At 70.6% G+C, this 16,248-nt stretch carries 18 protein-coding genes; 9 read left to right on the top strand and 9 right to left on the bottom strand.

Annotated elements, in window-relative coordinates; translation table 11 throughout:
- Positions 1 to 6: 6 nt before the first annotated feature.
- The 7 genes from DNK54_RS20130 to DNK54_RS20160 form a co-directional block, all read right to left on the bottom strand.
- The gene (locus DNK54_RS20130; protein WP_110208811.1) at positions 7 to 768 is read right to left on the bottom strand and encodes an MBL fold metallo-hydrolase; all 762 of its coding nucleotides are present in this window, start codon (positions 766 to 768) and stop codon (positions 7 to 9) included.
- Positions 765 to 1,070, bottom strand: coding sequence for a DUF202 domain-containing protein (locus tag DNK54_RS20135; protein WP_110208812.1), 306 nt, complete (start codon positions 1,068 to 1,070; stop codon positions 765 to 767). Before DNK54_RS20135 ends, DNK54_RS20130 begins: the two co-directional genes overlap by 4 nt.
- Before the next feature lie 13 nt (positions 1,071 to 1,083).
- On the bottom strand, positions 1,084 to 1,437 hold the full coding sequence (locus DNK54_RS20140) for a YidH family protein (RefSeq protein ID WP_110208813.1): 354 nt from the start codon (positions 1,435 to 1,437) through the stop codon (positions 1,084 to 1,086).
- 85 nt (positions 1,438 to 1,522) lie between these two features.
- Complete coding sequence (locus tag DNK54_RS20145) at positions 1,523 to 1,981, bottom strand: nuclear transport factor 2 family protein (RefSeq protein ID WP_110208814.1); 459 nt, start codon at positions 1,979 to 1,981, stop codon at positions 1,523 to 1,525.
- Positions 1,982 to 2,000: 19 nt separating this feature from the next.
- Complete coding sequence (locus tag DNK54_RS20150; RefSeq protein WP_110208815.1) at positions 2,001 to 2,789, bottom strand: SDR family NAD(P)-dependent oxidoreductase; 789 nt, start codon at positions 2,787 to 2,789, stop codon at positions 2,001 to 2,003.
- Between the two features lie 6 nt (positions 2,790 to 2,795).
- A complete protein-coding gene (locus tag DNK54_RS20155; protein WP_110208816.1) occupies positions 2,796 to 3,317 on the bottom strand; it encodes a nuclear transport factor 2 family protein in 522 nt (173 codons plus the stop codon).
- On the bottom strand, positions 3,318 to 4,172 hold the full coding sequence (locus tag DNK54_RS20160) for an LLM class F420-dependent oxidoreductase (RefSeq protein WP_110208817.1): 855 nt from the start codon (positions 4,170 to 4,172) through the stop codon (positions 3,318 to 3,320).
- Positions 4,173 to 4,390: 218 nt separating this feature from the next.
- Here DNK54_RS20160 and DNK54_RS20165 point away from each other — a divergent pair, with 218 nt between their 5' ends.
- The 8 genes from DNK54_RS20165 (at position 4,391) to DNK54_RS20200 (ending at position 12,727) form a co-directional block, all read left to right on the top strand.
- Complete coding sequence (locus DNK54_RS20165; protein WP_204164726.1) at positions 4,391 to 5,212, top strand: IclR family transcriptional regulator; 822 nt, start codon at positions 4,391 to 4,393, stop codon at positions 5,210 to 5,212.
- A gap of 91 nt (positions 5,213 to 5,303) precedes the next feature.
- On the top strand, positions 5,304 to 6,164 hold the full coding sequence (locus DNK54_RS20170; RefSeq protein ID WP_239460208.1) for an alpha/beta fold hydrolase: 861 nt from the start codon (positions 5,304 to 5,306) through the stop codon (positions 6,162 to 6,164).
- Positions 6,165 to 6,404: 240 nt separating this feature from the next.
- A complete protein-coding gene (locus DNK54_RS20175) occupies positions 6,405 to 7,589 on the top strand; it encodes an acyl-CoA dehydrogenase family protein (protein ID WP_110208819.1) in 1,185 nt (394 codons plus the stop codon).
- A 20-nt stretch (positions 7,590 to 7,609) separates the two neighbouring features.
- A complete protein-coding gene (locus tag DNK54_RS20180) occupies positions 7,610 to 8,599 on the top strand; it encodes a VOC family protein (RefSeq protein WP_110208820.1) in 990 nt (329 codons plus the stop codon).
- 28 nt (positions 8,600 to 8,627) lie between these two features.
- Positions 8,628 to 10,073, top strand: a complete 1,446-nt coding sequence (locus tag DNK54_RS20185; RefSeq protein ID WP_110208821.1) for an FAD-dependent oxidoreductase — start codon at positions 8,628 to 8,630, stop codon at positions 10,071 to 10,073.
- Between the two features lie 51 nt (positions 10,074 to 10,124).
- The gene (locus DNK54_RS20190; protein ID WP_110208822.1) at positions 10,125 to 11,378 is read left to right on the top strand and encodes a hypothetical protein; all 1,254 of its coding nucleotides are present in this window, start codon (positions 10,125 to 10,127) and stop codon (positions 11,376 to 11,378) included.
- Positions 11,379 to 11,388: 10 nt separating this feature from the next.
- Positions 11,389 to 12,282, top strand: coding sequence for a phosphoribosylaminoimidazolesuccinocarboxamide synthase (locus DNK54_RS20195; protein WP_239460209.1), 894 nt, complete (start codon positions 11,389 to 11,391; stop codon positions 12,280 to 12,282).
- 13 nt (positions 12,283 to 12,295) lie between these two features.
- On the top strand, positions 12,296 to 12,727 hold the full coding sequence (locus tag DNK54_RS20200) for an SRPBCC family protein (protein WP_110208824.1): 432 nt from the start codon (positions 12,296 to 12,298) through the stop codon (positions 12,725 to 12,727).
- 21 nt (positions 12,728 to 12,748) lie between these two features.
- On the opposite strand, the gene DNK54_RS20205 is transcribed toward DNK54_RS20200, so the two are convergent.
- Complete coding sequence (locus tag DNK54_RS20205; RefSeq protein ID WP_110208825.1) at positions 12,749 to 13,825, bottom strand: Ldh family oxidoreductase; 1,077 nt, start codon at positions 13,823 to 13,825, stop codon at positions 12,749 to 12,751.
- A 233-nt stretch (positions 13,826 to 14,058) separates the two neighbouring features.
- On the opposite strand from DNK54_RS20205, the gene DNK54_RS20210 reads away from it, so the two are divergent.
- Complete coding sequence (locus DNK54_RS20210) at positions 14,059 to 15,612, top strand: long-chain-fatty-acid--CoA ligase (RefSeq protein ID WP_110208826.1); 1,554 nt, start codon at positions 14,059 to 14,061, stop codon at positions 15,610 to 15,612.
- Positions 15,613 to 15,737: 125 nt separating this feature from the next.
- Here DNK54_RS20210 and DNK54_RS20215 read toward each other — a convergent pair whose 3' ends face one another.
- Entirely contained in the window at positions 15,738 to 16,238 is a 501-nt protein-coding gene (locus DNK54_RS20215) for a YflT domain-containing protein (RefSeq protein ID WP_110208827.1), read from the bottom strand.
- Between the last annotated feature and the right edge of the window lie 10 nt (positions 16,239 to 16,248).

The following is a 16,248-nucleotide window of genomic DNA, read 5'->3' on the forward strand; positions in this document are numbered from 1 at the left end:
CGCGGGTCAGTCGGACCGGAGCGACTCACCCGGGGAGGGAACGTCCAGGCGCACCGTGGGCAGTCGGCGGCGCAACTCGTCGGCGAAGCGGTGCGGTGGCTCGACGAAGAGGCGCTGCCGGGTCCGCCGGGCGGCCTCGAGCCCGAGCGGCCAATAGCTCCCCCAGTGCACGGGCACCGTCCACTGCGCGCCGACCCGGTGCAGCGCCTCGACGGCCTGTAGCGGGTCCAGGTGGTGCTCACCCAGCGACGGTCCCCAGCCGCCGATCGGGACCAGGGCCAGGTCGACCGGAACCACGGCTTCGAGGCCGTCGAAGAGGCCGGTGTCGCCAGGGAACCACACGGATCTCCCGGCGCCGCTCAGCCGGAAGCCCAGCGGTGGCGCGTGCAGGCGCGAGCCGGGGAACCGGTGGCTCGGGTGGTGCGCCGGCAGTGCCTCGACAGTGACCCCGCGGCGTACCAGCAGCTCACCGTCGCCGATCTCGGTGACCCGGTGCGGCAGGCCGCGCAGCAGCGGCGCGGCGCCACGTGGCACGACGAGCTCCGTAGCCGGGGGGAAGCGGCGCAGCGTCGGCAGGTGCAGGTGGTCGGAGTGCAGGTGCGATATCAGTACCAGGTCGGCCGTCGCCGCCTCGCTCGGCGGTACGGCGACCCGTCGGCGCAGATGGGCCAGCTGCCGCGGGAACACGGGGTCGAGCGCGATGCGGACGTCCGCGATGGTCACCGTGCTGCTGGCATGACCCCACCAGGTGACGTCGAGCTCGCTCATCTCAGGATCATCATCAGCTCGGCGATCGCGATCAAGGCCGTCGCCGATGCCAGGGAGAGGGCGGCCCGCCCGCCGCGCCCGCCGCTGCGTTGGAGATGCCCGGCAGAGTGCCGGTAGCGTGCTCTGCTCTCGGCGAAGATCCACAGTCCGAGGAGCCCGGCGACGACCAGCGGGACGAGGACGGAGGGTCCGGTCTCGTCGATGGCGAGCCGGGCGATCACCGCCGCACCGGCGACCAGTGACAGCGCGGTTCGCTGCCAGGCCAGGGCGGTCCGTTCGTTCGAGATCCCCGGGTCGACCATGAGTCGCGCCTGCTCAGCGCAGCCCGGAGAGGATCACCAGCGCTGCCGCCAGCACGACGAGGCCGAAGGCCGCCGCCACGCCGAAGGAGGGCAGGGGCTCGCGGCGCCGCATGGCTCGCTCGGAGAGGGCCCACCTGCCCCAGGAGGCGAGGGCGGTGACCAGACCGGCCACGACGAGCAAGACGGCCAGCAGGTGCTGGGCGGAATCGCTCAGCGACAGGTCGACGACATCGACCGCCACCCCCGCCGCGAGCAGGGCCAACGCGGTGCGGATCCACGCCAGGAAGGTGCGCTCGTTGGCGAAACTGAACCGGTAGTCGGGCTCCTCGCCCTGCTCGTACACGAATCCGGGCCAACGCTTGCCCACCGGAGGACTCCTTCAGTTGCCGGGTGTGGTCACCCCATCATCGCGTGTCCCGATCATCGTGATCGGCTGCACCCCTCACCGGGCCTCAGTCGGCGGGCCGCAGGACGTCCCAGTCGCCGATCGTGTGGTGGATCTCGAGGCGACGGCGCTTGATCAGCCAGCCGCTGCCCGAGCTGCCTGCCGCACTGGCGAGCTCGCCGGGGCCGGTGTGGTGGGCGCGGACCAGCAGGTCGTCGTACTCGCCGAAGAGCTCGAGCGTCGCGCCCTCCTTCGGTCCGGCGCCGACGTGCATGATCCGGGCGTAGGTGTAGACGCGGGCGGTGTGCTCGTCGAGGAAGGAGACGCGGTGGTTGCCCAGCAGATGCTGCGTTGGTCCGACGCCGCCGAGATTGTCGCGGAAGCCGCGCAGGACCGCCTCCACGCCAGTGGACCCGTAGGCCTTGCACTCCGGATGGAGCATGCCTCGCACCGTCGCGATGTCGCGTGCATCCGTCGCACGGGCGAAGTCCGCCAGCGTCTCCAGCACCTGCTCCCTGGGGGTCATCTCACACCTTCCGCATCGTTCACTGGTCAGGCTGATCCGGCAGTTCCGGGGTCCACGCCACGCCGTTGATGTGGGCGCCGCCGTCGACGAACAGGGTGTTGCCGGTCAGGTACCGGCAATCTTCGCTGGCCAGGAAAAGCGCGACGGGCGCGATGTCGGTCAGGGGATCGCCCAACCGGCCCATCGGGTTGGCACCGTCTGCCACTGCGGCGATCTCCGGGTGCTCCCGTGCTACTCGTTCGTACGACGCGCTGCGGGCACCGGGACAGATCGCGTTGACGACCACTCCGGTCGGCGCCCACTCGCGTGCCGCCGTCCGGGTCAGGGCGCGCAGTGCCTCCTTCGCGGAGTTGTACTCGAGCGTGCCCACGTGGGCATTGACGCCGTTGAGGCTGCACAGGTTGATGATCCGGCCCCAGCCCTGTGCCTTCATGTGCCCGAACGCGGCGCGCATCGCCCAGAAGGGGCCGTAGTAGCCCATGGCGAATCCGCGCTCCAGCATGGCGTCGGTCTTGAACTCGACGCGGCCGGTGTTGCCGCCGCCCCAGGCGTTGTTGACGAGGATGTCGACGGAGCCGAGCTCGTCGACGGCGACCCGGATCATCTCCTCGACCTGGGCGCGGTCAGTGACGTCGACGTGGAGGAAGCGCCCGCCGACCTCGTCAGCGACCGCGCGCCCCGTCTCGTCGTTGATCTCTGCCACCAGCACCTGGGCGCCGGCCGCGGCGTACGCACGGCAGATGCCGGCGCCGATGCCGTCGCCGCCACCGGTGACGACGGCGACACGGCCCGCGAGCTTGCCGGTCATCGTCGGTCAGGCCTGGGGGGTGGAGGTGACGGAGTCCGGTCGTGCCTCGCCGCGACCCCCGGCGTGGGCCAGGGCATGGCCGTCCGGCGTGCCGTCGAGCAGCCGTGAGGTACGTCGGGTGGTCTGCCAGCCGTCGGGCGTGCGGGTGAGCTCCCAGTGGTGGATGCCCGCTCGGGCGGGGACGAAGCGTTCCTTGTGATGCACCATCAGCACCGACTCGCAGACGGCGACGGCGGTGTCGCCGCGCACGGTGACGGCGGCCGGGCCGAGGAAGTGCGCGGTGCCCTTGTGGATCAGGCCCTGGTGAGACTCGCCGTTCACCATCGCGACGATGTCGGCGCGCGATCCCATGTAGAGTTCGTCGACGTCGTAGATGCCGTCCTCGGTCCAGAGCGCCCCGACCTCCGCGGCGCTGCCGGAGTCGACGAGCGGACCGTAGGACGCGATCAGCCGGATGATGGCGAGCTCGTCCTCGACGCGCTGCAGGCGGTCGGTGAGCTCGGTGAGCCGGGCCTCGATGTCGGACACTCAGATCTCCTTCGCGATCGCGGCGAGCGCCTCGAGCTGCTCGACGTAGTGGGCGGCAGACGCAGCCTGGAGGTGCACGTTGGCGATGGTGGCGCCGGCGTCGCGGGTGCGTGCCAGTGCCGCGCGAGCCTGCTCGGGGTCGGCGCCCGGGTCCAGCGGGCGGCCGGCGCCCAGGACCAGCTCGAAGCCGTCGGGAACCTCGACGCCGTCGAGCATCTCGCGGAGCTTGTCGTGGGCGAGCCCGAACGGCACCCAGCCGTCGCCGTACTTGAGCGCACGCCGGAGGCTGACCGGGGTGTGGCCGCCGAGCCAGAGCGGCAGGCGCTCCTGGACGGCGTGCGGCTCGACGACCAGGTCGTCGTAGTCGAAGAAGGGACCGTGGTGGCTCACCTCGCGCTTGCCGAGGGAACCGCGCAGCGCGTCGAGCGCGTCGTCGGCGACCTTGCCGCGCTTGGCGAACTCGGCGCCGAGAAGGTTGAACTCCTGCTCGAGCGACCCGACGCCGAGGCCGAGGATGACGCGGCCACCGGAGACCATGTCGAGGGTGCCGTAGCGCTTGGCGATCTCCAGGGGGTGGTGGTAGCCGATCACCAGGATCTGGGTGGCGAGCCGGATCCGCTCCGTGCGGGCGGCGACCCACGAGAGGGTGACCAGCGGGTCCCAGTAGGTGCCGCCGCGCTGCTGGGCGATCTCGGCGGGCACAGCGACATGCTCGGAGCAGGTCAGGTGGTCGTATCCCAGGCGGTCGGCGGCCTCGGCGATGGCGGTGAACTCCGTGATCCCGGCAGTGGGCTCCCAGGGAGAGAACTGGCCCGGGAAGGCGGTGACCAGCGGGCTGTTGAGGCCCAGGCGCATGGTGGCTCCTCGTGTCGACTCGATGCCGCCATCAAAGAGGCCCGGGACGAGCCATGTCCGGAGGATCCCGATGACTGGAATCCCGCTCACCGCACGAGGTCCGGACCCGGTGTCCGACGACCACTGAAATGATTTTCAGTTCTGGCTTCCCTTTCCAGGTGACGCGGGTTACAGTCCTTCCTAGAATTGATTTCAATTCCTGGTACTGGGAGGTCATCATGACGATCGCGATGCAGCCTGAGGCGGACGCCACGACGGAGACTGCGCGCCGCGAGCTGCCGCCCTCGATGGTCGAGCGGATGACGCTGATCCTCGACACCTTCCCGGGCCGCGAGAGCCGGCACACGCTGGAGGAGATCGCACGGATGACGCATCTCCCGCGCTCCACCGCGCACCGGATCCTCGACCAGCTGGTCCGCCTGGAATGGCTCGAGCACACCTCGTTCGGCTACAGCCTCGGTCGTCGTTCCCTCGGTCTCGGTGGTGGCGCCGACGACCACAGTGAGCTGCGGGCGGCCGCGGCGCCGCACCTGCACGAGATCCTGCTGCGTACGGGCGCCGTGGTGCACCTGGCCGTGCTCGACGGCAGTCAGGTGCGCTATCTCGACAAGATGGGCGGCCGGTTCGCCAGCGTCGTACCGTCGCGGGTCGGGGGATGGGCGCCGGCTCACTGCACCGCGCTGGGCAAGGCGATGCTCGCCTGGATCGAGCCGGAGGAGGTCGACCTCCTGGTCGGCGACGAGCTCAGTGCCCGGACCCCGAGCACCATCGCCGAGCTCGACAGCTTCCACCACGAGCTCGGCCGGATCCGCTCCCGCCACGGCCTGGCCCTCGAGGTCGGCGAGTGCTTCGAGAACATCGCCTGTGCCGCCGCGGCCGTCCGTGGCCCTCGCGGCCCGGTCGCTGCGCTCTCGGTGGTCGGTGAGGCGGGCATGCCGGTCGAGCGGGTCGCCCCGCTCGTCGTCAACGCCGCCCGCCTGATCGGCCAGGACCTCTTCGGCGACCTTCCCGCCGGCCGCCGCCTCGCCTCGGTGCGCTGACCCCTCCTCGTGGGGAGCGGCCGCGTTCGAGGGCGAGCCGCTGGCTGGGATTCGCCGACGCCGCGGCCAGAACGTGTTCTAGATTGACTCCGTGCTGACGCCTGAAGAGACCCTGCGTGAACTGACCACCCCCAGCGGGGTGCTGCGCTACCACGAGGCCGGCCCGGCCGATGCGCCGCCGCTGCTGCTCCTGCACGGCTCCGGTCCCGGTGTGACCGGGTGGCGGAACTTCGCCGGCAACCTGCCCTTCTTTGCCGAGCACTTCCACTGCTACATCCTGGAGTTCCCGGGCTTCGGGGTCAGCGATCCCAGCGACAAGCACCCGATGGCGGCTGCGATGCCGGCCGTCGGGGAGTTCCTGGACGGTCTCGGTCTCGACCAGGTCGACATCATCGGCAACTCGATGGGCGGCATCGTCGGCGCCCGCTTCGCCATCGAGAACCCCGAGCGGGTACGCCGCCTGGTCACGGTCGGAGGGATCGGCAAGAACCTGCTCAGCCCCGGTCCGGGTGAGGGCCTGCAGCTGCTGATGGACTTCACCGACGACCCGACCCGCGAGCGGCTGGTGCAGTGGCTGAACTCGATGGTCTACGACCGCGGCATGGTCACTGACGAGCTGATCGAAGCGCGCTGGGAGCAGGCCACCGAGCCCGCCACTCTCAAGTCGGCCCGGATGATGTACTCACGTGCGGCGATGGAAGCGATGGAGAAGTTCCAGGCCGCCTCTCCGGAGCCGCCGTACTGGGCGCAGTTCCACCGCCTCAAGGCGCGCACCCTCATCACCTGGGGACGTGACGACCGGGTCAGCCCTGTCGACATGATGCTGCTCCCGATGCGCACCATCCCCGACGTCGAGGTGCACGTGTTCCCCAACTGCGGTCACTGGGTGATGATCGAGGCCAAGGCCGCCTGGGAGGCCGCCGTCCTCGCCTTCCTCCGTCGCGAGGACTGACCACCTGCTCCCGATCGTCCCTAACAGATTCGTGGCCGAGGCCGACTTTGGCCACGAATCTGTTAGGGACGATCGCCATTTTCCCGATGATCGGGAGAGGGGTGGCGGCGTACCGCGGGCGGCTGGGAATGTGTGTTCGCTCGTACCCGAGCGCCTCGGGAGCCGGGCGGTAGGCGTGCCACGAGACGTGGCCTCCCGCTCCCCGACACCGTGATCCACGCAGCCGGAAGGAACCCGACGATGGCCAATCCCGTCCTCGACCTGGTCGAAGAGCGCGCCGACGAGATCGCCTCGCTCGGGCCCGACAACGAGAAGGCCGGCAAGCTGACCGACCGCGCGGCGGAGCTGCTGCGCGAGACCGGCGTCATCAAGATGTTCCAGCCGAAGAAGTACGGCGGCGCGGAGGCGCACCCCGCCGAGTTCGCCGAGGCCGTCATGCGGATCGCCTCGCTGGACGGCTCCACCGGCTGGGTGGCGGGCATCGTCGGCGTGCACCCGTGGGAGATGGCCATGTGCGACCCGGCCACCCAGGAGGCCATCTGGGGCGAGGACAACGACACCTGGATCGCCTCCCCCTACGCGCCCCTCGGCATCATCAAGCCGGTCGACGGGGGCTTCCTCTTCAACGGCCGCTGGTCCTTCTCCTCGGGCACCGACCACTGCGACTGGATCTTCCTCGGTGCGATGCTCGGCGACGCGGACGGCAAGATGCAGATGCCGCCGCAGAGCTACCACGTGATCCTGCCGCGCAGCGACTACACGATCGTCGAGGACTCCTGGGACGTCGTCGGCCTGCGTGGCACCGGCTCCAAGGACATCATCGTCAAGGACGCCTTCATCCCGACCGAGCGGGCGATCCCGTTCAGCAAGTTCATGGACGGCTCGCAGCCGCGCGAGGCCGGCCTGACCAGTGCGACCTACCACGTACCCTTCACCACCGCCTTCCCGATGGGGATCACCTCCGCGGTGATCGGCATCGCCGAGGGCGCCCTTGCCTCCGTGATGGCCTACCAGAAGACCCGGGTCCAGATCACCGGGACCGCGGTGAAGGACGATCCCTACGTCCTCTACGCGATCAGCGCGGCCGCGGAGGAGATCAAGGCGTCGCGGGTCGCGATGCTCGAGAACATCAACCGCTTCTACGACATGGCTGAGCGCGGCGTCGAGGTCACCCTCGCCGACCGGGCAGCGTCGCGGCGTACCCAGGTGGCCGCGGCGTGGCGCGCGGTGCGCGCCATGGACGAGGTCGTTGCGCGTTCGGGCGGCAACGGCCTGCGGATGGACAACCCGATCCAGCGGTTCTGGCGCGACGGGCACATGGGTCTGGCCCACGCGATCCACGTGCCCGGGTCGGTCTTCCACGCCACCGCGCTCACCGAGCTCGACGTCACGCCGCCTCCCGGCCCGATGCTTGCGATGATCTGAGGCGCCGGAAGGCTGGGCAGATGGGACACATACGCGGACTGGGCTACCTCCGGGTCCAGAGCCGAGACATCGATCGGTGGCGCGAGCTCGCCGTCGGTGCGCTCGGGATGCAGGAGGTGCCCGGTGCCGTCGCGGGCGCCCTGCACCTGCGGATGGACGAGCGAGCCAGCCGGCTCGTCGTCGTACCGGGGGAGACCGACGCGCTGCTGGCCGTCGGCTGGGAGGTGCGCGACCAGTTCGCCCTGGCGGCGGTCGGGCGTGCGTTGAACGCAGCCGGTACGCCGGTGCGGGAGCTCGACCTGGTCGAGTGCGCCCAGCGCCGGATCGAGGCCGGCATCCGGTTCGCGGACCCGTCGGGCTCCCCGATCGAGGTCTTCTTCAGTCCGGTGCTCGACCACAGCCCGGTGCGTACCGGCCACGCCCAGCGGTTCGCCACGGGCGAGCTCGGGATGGGACACGTGGTGCTGCCGACCGCGCATGTCGAGGAGCTGGTCTCCTTCTACACCGAGGTGCTCGGTTTCCTGCCCCGTGGCGCGATCAGCCTGGGTACCGCGTTCGGCCCACCGCGACGCGGTCGCTCCGCGCCCCAGGCCGCCGCCGACGAGGCGCTCGCCGACGAGACGCTGCTCGAGCGACCGGAGCGGATCCGCTTCCTGGGCGTCAACGCCCGGCATCACAGCCTGGCTCTCTGCCCGGCGTCGATCGAGCGAGTGCCCGGCATTCTCGCGCTCGGCATCGAGGTGGACTCGCTCGACGCGGTTGGCATGGCGCTGGACGCGGTGGAGGCTGCCGACTTCTCGCTCTCCTCGACCCTCGGTCGGCACACCAACGACCGGATGGTCTCGTTCTACGTCCGGGTGCCGGGCGGGTGGGACATCCAGTACGGCACCGACAGCGTCCGGGTGGACGAGCGCTCCTACACCTCGGAGGAGATCACCCGGCCCAGCTACTGGGGCCACTCCTGGCGCGGGGGCGACACCCTCGGCGCCCCTCGTACGCCGTCCCCTTGAGTCGCCACCACTACGTCCGGGAGCCTGCATGACCACCCCCGTCCCCCTCTCCGAGATCCACGACGTCGACCACGAGGTCGACGTGCTGGTCGTCGGCTACGGCTGCGCCGGAGCCGCGGCCGCGATGGAGGCGCGTCGGGCCGGCGCCTCGGTCATCGTGCTGGAGCGGGCCAGCGGCCCCGGCGGCTCCTCGGCCCAGTCCGGCGGCGAGCTCTATCTCGGAGGCGGCACGGCAGTGCAGCGAGCGTGCGGCTTCGACGACGACGCCAACAACATGTACTCCTACCTCGAGGCGGCGCTCGGCCCGCATGTCGACGCCGAAAAGTTGCGGCTCTACTGCGACGGGTCGGTCGAGCACTTCGAGTGGTTCCGCGCTTGCGGGGTCGCCTTCAACGAGTCCCTGTACGACGCGCCCACCTGGATGCCACCCAGCAAGGACGGGCTGATGTGGCTGGGGGAGAACGCCTGGCCCTACAACGAGCTGGCTCGTGCCGTGCCGCGCGGGCACCGGCCTGCCACGGAGTCGTGGGCCGGGCACGCGGTGATGGCGGCGCTCACCGCCACCTGCGACGCACTCGGCGTCGAGACCCACACGGACACCAAGGCCCAGGCGCTCGTCGTGGACGGCGACCGGGTGGTCGGGGTGGTCGCACGCCGCTTCGGCGAGACGGTCGCCTACCGGGCGCGCTCGGTGGTGCTGACGACAGGTGGCTTTGTCGACAATGAGGAGATGCTGGCCGCGCACGCCCCAGTGCTGCTCGGGCACGGCAAGGTCTCCGACGGCTACGACGACGGCTCCGGGATCGAGATGGCAGCAGCACTCGGGGCCGCCACGCGACGGATGGGCTTCGTGGAGGCTGCCTACACCGCGGTGCCGGCGATGGTCTGCCGCGGCATGCTGGTCAACGCGCACGGCAGCAGGTTCATCAACGAGGACGTCTATCCCGGCCTCTTCTCTCACGCGGCGCTGCACCAGCCAGGGCCATGCTGGGTGATCCTCGACGAGCAGGGCCTCGAGGAGGTGCCGAGCGCCGACGCCTGGGGAGTGCGGCCCACCTACGCTGCCGAGACCCTGGCCGAGCTCGAGGCCGAGCTGGGGATGCCAGAGGGTGCGCTCCAAGACACGGTGGCGGCGTACAACCGTGAAGCGGAGGCGGGTGCCGACCCGCTCTTCCACAAGGACGCCAGGTGGATCCGCAAGCTCGAAGGCCCGTGGGCCGCGATCGACCCCCGGCTCGGCTTCGTGCCGGACGGATCGAAGTCGACCGGTTTCAGCGGCTTCACGCTCGGCGGCCTGAGCACCGACGTCGACGGCCGGGTACGCCGGGTCGGCGGCGGCTTCGTGCCCGGCCTGTACGCCGCGGGCCGGGCTTCGTCGGGCATGCACGGAGAGGGCTACATCTCCGGCACCTCACTGGGGGACGGCACCTTCTTCGGCCGCCGGGCCGGCACTCACGCGGCGACGGTGCACTGATCGGTCCCGTCCTCGGGGCTTAGGGACGAACAACCGGCGGAGGAGAACCACATGAGCGCATTGGGCACGCCCGAGCAGCTGGCGCTGGAGGCGAAGCTGATCGCGATGCTTCAGCACCCTGACCTGGTGGCCGCCACCGAGCGGGTGCGGAACCTCTATCTCGCCGATCCGGTCAACGGCGCCACTCCTGCAGGCACGGCCACCGCGGAGTCCGCTGCGGTCAACCTGGTCGCCGGCTCGACCGGCCATGCGCTGGTCTCCGACCCCGCTCGCCCGGTCTTCTTCTGGGGCGCCTGCGCACCACACAGCTGGCACGGTCTCGAGGTGCCGGGCACCGGGTACGGGATCGACAACCCCGACAACGTGCACCGCCGGTGCGCCATCGACGGAGTCTCCACCTACCGGATCCGCGCGCAGCTTCCCGCCCGACCGGCCGCCCAGTTCTCCTTCATCAGCTACGGCGGCCCGGAGGGCGAGCTGCCCGTCACGCGGGAGGGGGCCGAGATCGCCGACGTCCTGCTCTCCGCGCAGGTCGAGGCAGACGACGAGGGCCGGTTCGAGGTCACCGTCGGGCCGGAGCCAGTGCCCGGGTCGCGCCACCACCTGACCTCGACGCCGACCAGCACCTGGCTTCTGGTGCGCGATGCGCTGACCGACTGGGAGACCCAGGAGCCGCTGCATCTGGAGATCGACCGGATCGCCGGTCCCGATGCGCCGTCCGCCCCCACCGATGAGGAGCTGGTGACGCGGGCCGTCGCGATCGCCGACCGGCTCGGCGCCTACTGGCTGGCCTACGACAACGAGTTCATCTTCAGCCGGCCGGTCAACACCTTGCCCGAGCCACGGGTGCGCCCGTTCGGCGCCGCCGTCACGACGGCGTACGAGGTGGCGGAAGGGCACGGCCTCTTCGTGGTCATCGATCCCCTCGGCAGCGACTACGTCGGTGTCGAAGTCACCGATCCGTGGGGTGTCACCCGCCCCAGCGTCGAGGCGACCGGCGGGCTCAACAACCGCCAGCTGCGTCGCGACGCGGATGGTCTGCTCCGCTACTGGATCGGGCCGGTCGACCCGGGCGTGCACAACTGGGTCGACACCGGTGGCATCGACGCCGGGATCCTCGCGGTGCGGTGGCAGGGCGGGGCCATGGCGGCGGCGGGTGCGCGAGCGGTCGTCGAGCTGCGCCACGCTCCCGTGGCCGAGGCGGCCGGGCTCTTCCCCGCTGGGCATGCGATCACCGCGGCGGAGCGGGCCGACCAGCTGCGCCTGCGGCGGACGGCGTTCGAACGCCGGCTCGCGCCTCAGTAGGGTGGAGCGTGTGAGTTCGGAGCTGAACATCCCGCCCGCGCCGGCGATCCCCGGCACCACCCATCTCCATTCGGGGAAGGTGCGCGACCTGTACCGGATCGACGAGGGCGAGCACGCCGGCAAGCTCCTCATGGTGGCTAGCGACCGGATCAGCGCCTACGACTTCGTGCTCGACACCACGATCCCCGACAAGGGCGAGATCCTGACCCGCATGTCGCTGTGGTGGTTCGAGCAGCTGGGCGTGCCGCACCACGTGCTCTCCGTCGATGTGCCCGAGTCGGTGCTCGGCCGCGCGGTGATCTGTGAGCCGTTGGAGATGTACCCGGTCGAATGCGTGGCGCGCGGCTACCTCACCGGCTCCGGCCTCGCCGACTACCGTGCGACCGGTGCGGTCTGCGGTGTCGCGCTCCCTGACGGCCTCGACGACGGCTCCCGTCTCCCCGAGCCGATCTTCACGCCGGCCACCAAGGCCGCCGTGGGTGACCACGACGAGAACGTCTCCTTCGAGGCCGTCGTCGCGCAGATCGGTGCCGAGCCAGCTGCGTCGTTGCGGTCCGCCACCTTGGAGATCTACGGTCGCGCAGAGACGATCGCCCGCGAGCGCGGGATCATCCTCGCCGACACCAAGTTCGAGTTCGGCGTGCGCGACGACGGCACGCTGGTGCTCGGTGACGAGGTGCTCACCCCGGACTCCTCCCGCTTCTGGCCCGCCGCCGAGTGGGAGCCGGGCCGCACCCAGCCGTCGTTCGACAAGCAGATCGTGCGCAACTGGTTGACGTCTCCTGCCTCCGGCTGGGACCGGAGCTCCGGCGTACGCCCGCCGGCGCTGCCCGACGACGTGGTGGCGCTGACCCGAGCCAAGTACGTCGAGGCCTACGAGACCCTCACCGGCCTGCGCTTCTGAGCGCGATCACACCGTGGGGTTCCGGACCGAGGTCGTCTTCGAGGCCGAGCGCGAGCGGGTCTTCGACTACCTGACCGATGCCCGGAACCGGCCGGAGTGGCAGGCCAGCCTGCGCGGGATCCGGCCGGTCACGAGCCGGACCGACGGCCCCGCCGCCACGTGGTACGACGTCACGACCGTCGGTGCGCGTCCTTTGATGCGGGTGACCGAGTGGGCCCGGCCGGCGCGTTGGACCGAGCTCGGGACCTGGCGGGGGCTGGAGATCTCGCTGACCCTGACCTTCGCCGATCTGGGCACGGAGGCGCCGCTGACACTCGTTGTCGCGCAGACCGAGACGCATGCTCCTGGCTGGCGCCGTCCGCTCGGCTGGGCCCTCGACCGCCTGGGGCCGCGGGTCGCCATGCGAGACCTCCAGCGAGCTGCCGAGCTCCTGGCCGCGGCCTGAGCCGACGGCGACCAGGGCTACTCAGTGCAGCGCCGCGGGAAAGGGGAGGCCCCTCCGGAGCCCGGCGTCGCGACACGCGTTCGCGACCGCGGTGTCCAAGGGAATGCCCTGTGCCTCCCGGTCCGCGCGCACCGCGGCGCCACGCTCGCCGGGCAGCAGCACCCCGGATGCGCCGGCAGCCGGCGGCACGGCGTGCACGGCGTCGACGAGCCGAAGCATCTCCTGATCGAACGCAGCGGGCTCAAGGAACGCCTCGATGCTGATCGCCGCCAGCCAGTAGCCGATCCGCCACTGCGGTCCGAATGTCTGGTGGATGCCGGCGCCCGTGCCCGACAGCAGGCCGGCGAGGAGATCGACGACCAACCCCAGGCCGAATCCCTTGTGGCCGCCGCCCTCCGGACCGGCTCCGAGCAGCAGCAGACCCGCATAGGCGTCGGGGTCGGTGGTGGGCCGCCCCTCCGCATCGACGATCCAGCCGGGCGGCACCTGGCGGCCCTCGCGACGCGCGACGATCACCTTCGTCCCGGCCGCCGCCGTGACTGCCATGTCGAAGACGAACGGTGCCCGACCACGGATCGGGGCGCCGACCGCGATCGGGTTGGTGCCGACGGCGGGTGCCGCACCGCCGGGCGGCACCCCGGCCGCGACGGTGTTGGCCATCGCCATGCCGATCATGCCGCGCTCTGCGGCGAGCCGTGCGAAGTAGCCGGCGGTGCCGAAGTGACAGCCGTTCCGCACCGTGATCATGCCGAGCCCGTGCGCCTGAGCCTTCTCGATGGCGGCGGTCATGGCTCGATGCGCCACGACCGGCCCGAAGCCGCGTCCGGCATCCCAAGCCGCGGTCACCGAGGAGCCGCGCAGCTCGGTGATCACCGGAGCCGGCGCCACCACGGCCGACTCCAGGCCGGGAAGGTAGTGGGGATGGGTGGTCAGGTTGGAGAGGCCGTGCGTCTCGACGCCGGACAGGTCCGCATCGACGATCACCTCAGCACCGACCGACGCGTCTGAGGCTGGCAGCCCGGCGTCGATGAGCAGCGCGGTGAGCCAAGCGCGGAGCCCCTCGGCGTCGTACCGTGGGCGGCCGTCAGTCCCATCCATGCCAGCTCCTCCGCCCCTGTCGGTCCGCCTCAACCTAGCCCGGAACCACCGACTCCCGGCTGCTGCGTGCCACCAGCCGGTGGCATGGGCCGGCGGTTCCGGGGCCGAAGGATCGACCGGCGTGTTGGACAACTGCCCAGCGTTGCGGCGCTCGGCTGTGGTCGCAGACCAGTGACGCGGTTGGTTCCCCGCCAGTAGGTTTCTCCCAACGACCCCGATGATGTGGAGGAACTGTGCTCAACTTGGCCTCGTTGCTGGAGGGATCCGCCGAGAAGTACCCGACGCGCGACGCAGTGGTGCTCGGCGACGTACGCCTCAACTACGCCCAGGTGAACGGTGCGGCCAACCAGGTCGCCAACCTGCTGGTCAGCCGTGGCATCAAGCCGGGCGACAAGGTGGCGCTGAGCTGCCCGAACCTGCCGTTCTTCACCGTCGTCTACTACGGCATCCTCAAGGCCGGAGCCACGGTCGTGCCACTCAACGTGCTGCTGAAGGGCCGCGAGGTGGCCTACCACCTCAACGACTCCGACGCGAAGGCGTACTTCTGCTTCCAGGGCACGCCGGACCTGCCGATCGGCGCCGAGGGACACGCCGGCTTCCTCGAGGCAGAGGGCTGCGAGCACTTCTTCGTGATCACCGCGGACCCGGCTGCCGAGTCTCCGATCGAGGGCACCGAGACCATGGGCCGGGCCATGGCCACGCAGCCGCCCACCTTCGAGACGGTCGCCACCGACGAGGACGACACCGCGGTGATCCTCTACACCTCGGGCACGACCGGGCAGCCCAAGGGCGCGGAGCTGCGGCACCGCAACATGCACTCCAACGCCTTGGTCGGGGCCGATCTCTTCGGAGCCGACCCGGAGAGCCCCGACACCTATCTGTGTGTGCTGCCGCTCTTCCACTCGTTCGGGCAGACCGTGATCCAGAATGGCGCGTTCGCCTTCGGCGGCACCGTCGTGATGCTGCCGCGCTTCGAGGCGCAGTCGGCGCTCGGGCTGATGCTGAAGGAGAAGGTGACCTTCTTCGGCGGCGTACCCACCATGTACTGGGGCCTTCTCGGCGCTCTGGACGACGGCGTCGACGTCACCACGCTCGCGGAGAACCTCCGGGTCGCCGTCGCGGGCGGCTCGGCACTGCCGGTCGAGGTGCACAAGGACTTCGAGCGCCGCTTCGGCGTGACCATCCTCGAGGGCTACGGCCTCTCGGAGACCTCGCCGGTCGCCAGCTTCGCCCCGTGGGGGAAGCCGCCACGGGTGGGCTCGATCGGCGTCCCGCTGCCGGGTGTCGAGATGAAGCTGATCGACGACGAGTGGAACGACCTTGCCGCGGGGGACGACGTCGTCGGCGAGATCGCGATCAAGGGCCCGAACGTGATGAAGGGCTACTACAAGCGCCCCGACGCCACGGCCGAGGCGATCCACGACGACTGGTTCCGCACCGGAGACCTGGCCCGCAAGGACGCCGACGGCTACTACTACATCGTCGACCGGTCGAAGGACATGATCATCCGCGGCGGCTACAACATCTACCCGCGCGAGATCGAAGAGGTGCTGCTCACCCACCCGGACGTCTCGCTGGCCGCCGTCATCGGCGTCCCGCACGACTCCCACGGCGAGGAGGTGAAGGCGTTCGTGATCCTCAACCCGGGCGCCACCGTCACCGGCGACGAGCTCGTCGCCTGGGGCAAGGAGCAGATGGCCAACTACAAGTACCCGCGCATCGTCGAGATCGTCGACGCCCTGCCGATGACCGCCACCGGCAAGATCCTCAAGCGCGAACTCTCCTGACGCCGTTCGGGCGTCGGAGGTCGAGCTTGTCGAGACCGTGTCGGAGTGTGGTCTCGACAAGCTCGACCACCGGGCTGTCGGCTCGAGCGCCGGGGCTGTCGGCTCGAGCGCCGGGGCTGCCGGACTCAGGCGAAGGGGTTGGGCAGCGCGCCGGGGAGTTCGGCGAGGAGCTCGAGGGCGCGGGCCCGGTGCTTGTGCTCGACGAGCACCTCGTACTTCGTGGCGACGACGGCGCTGACGGAGGAGAAGTCGCGCTGACCGCGGGTGGTGGCGTAGCCGAGCAGCGCCCAGATCACGCCGAAGAGCGCACCGATCAGGGCGGTGGAGATCAGCAGGGCCAGCACCGAGCCTTCGCCGAACATCGCGAGGATCAGGCCGACGAAGAGCCCGAGCCAGATGCCTGAGACGGCGCCCAGGGTGGCGACCCGCCCGGTGGTGAGCCGCCCGGTGATCCGCTCGACCTGCTTGAGGTCGGTGCCCACGATCATGCAGTTCTGCACCGGGAAGCCGCGATCCGCGAGGTGGTCGACCGTCCGCTGCGCCTCGGGGTAGGTCGGATAGACCGCCAGCGACTGCGGGAACTCCAGGTCGAGCCCGCGGGTGATGCGGGGGTTGGTAGGTGCCATGACTCCCATC

Origin of the sequence: Nocardioides daejeonensis (assembly GCF_003194585.1) — a bacterium.
In the GTDB taxonomy this organism is placed as follows: Bacteria; Actinomycetota; Actinomycetes; order Propionibacteriales; family Nocardioidaceae; genus Nocardioides; species Nocardioides daejeonensis.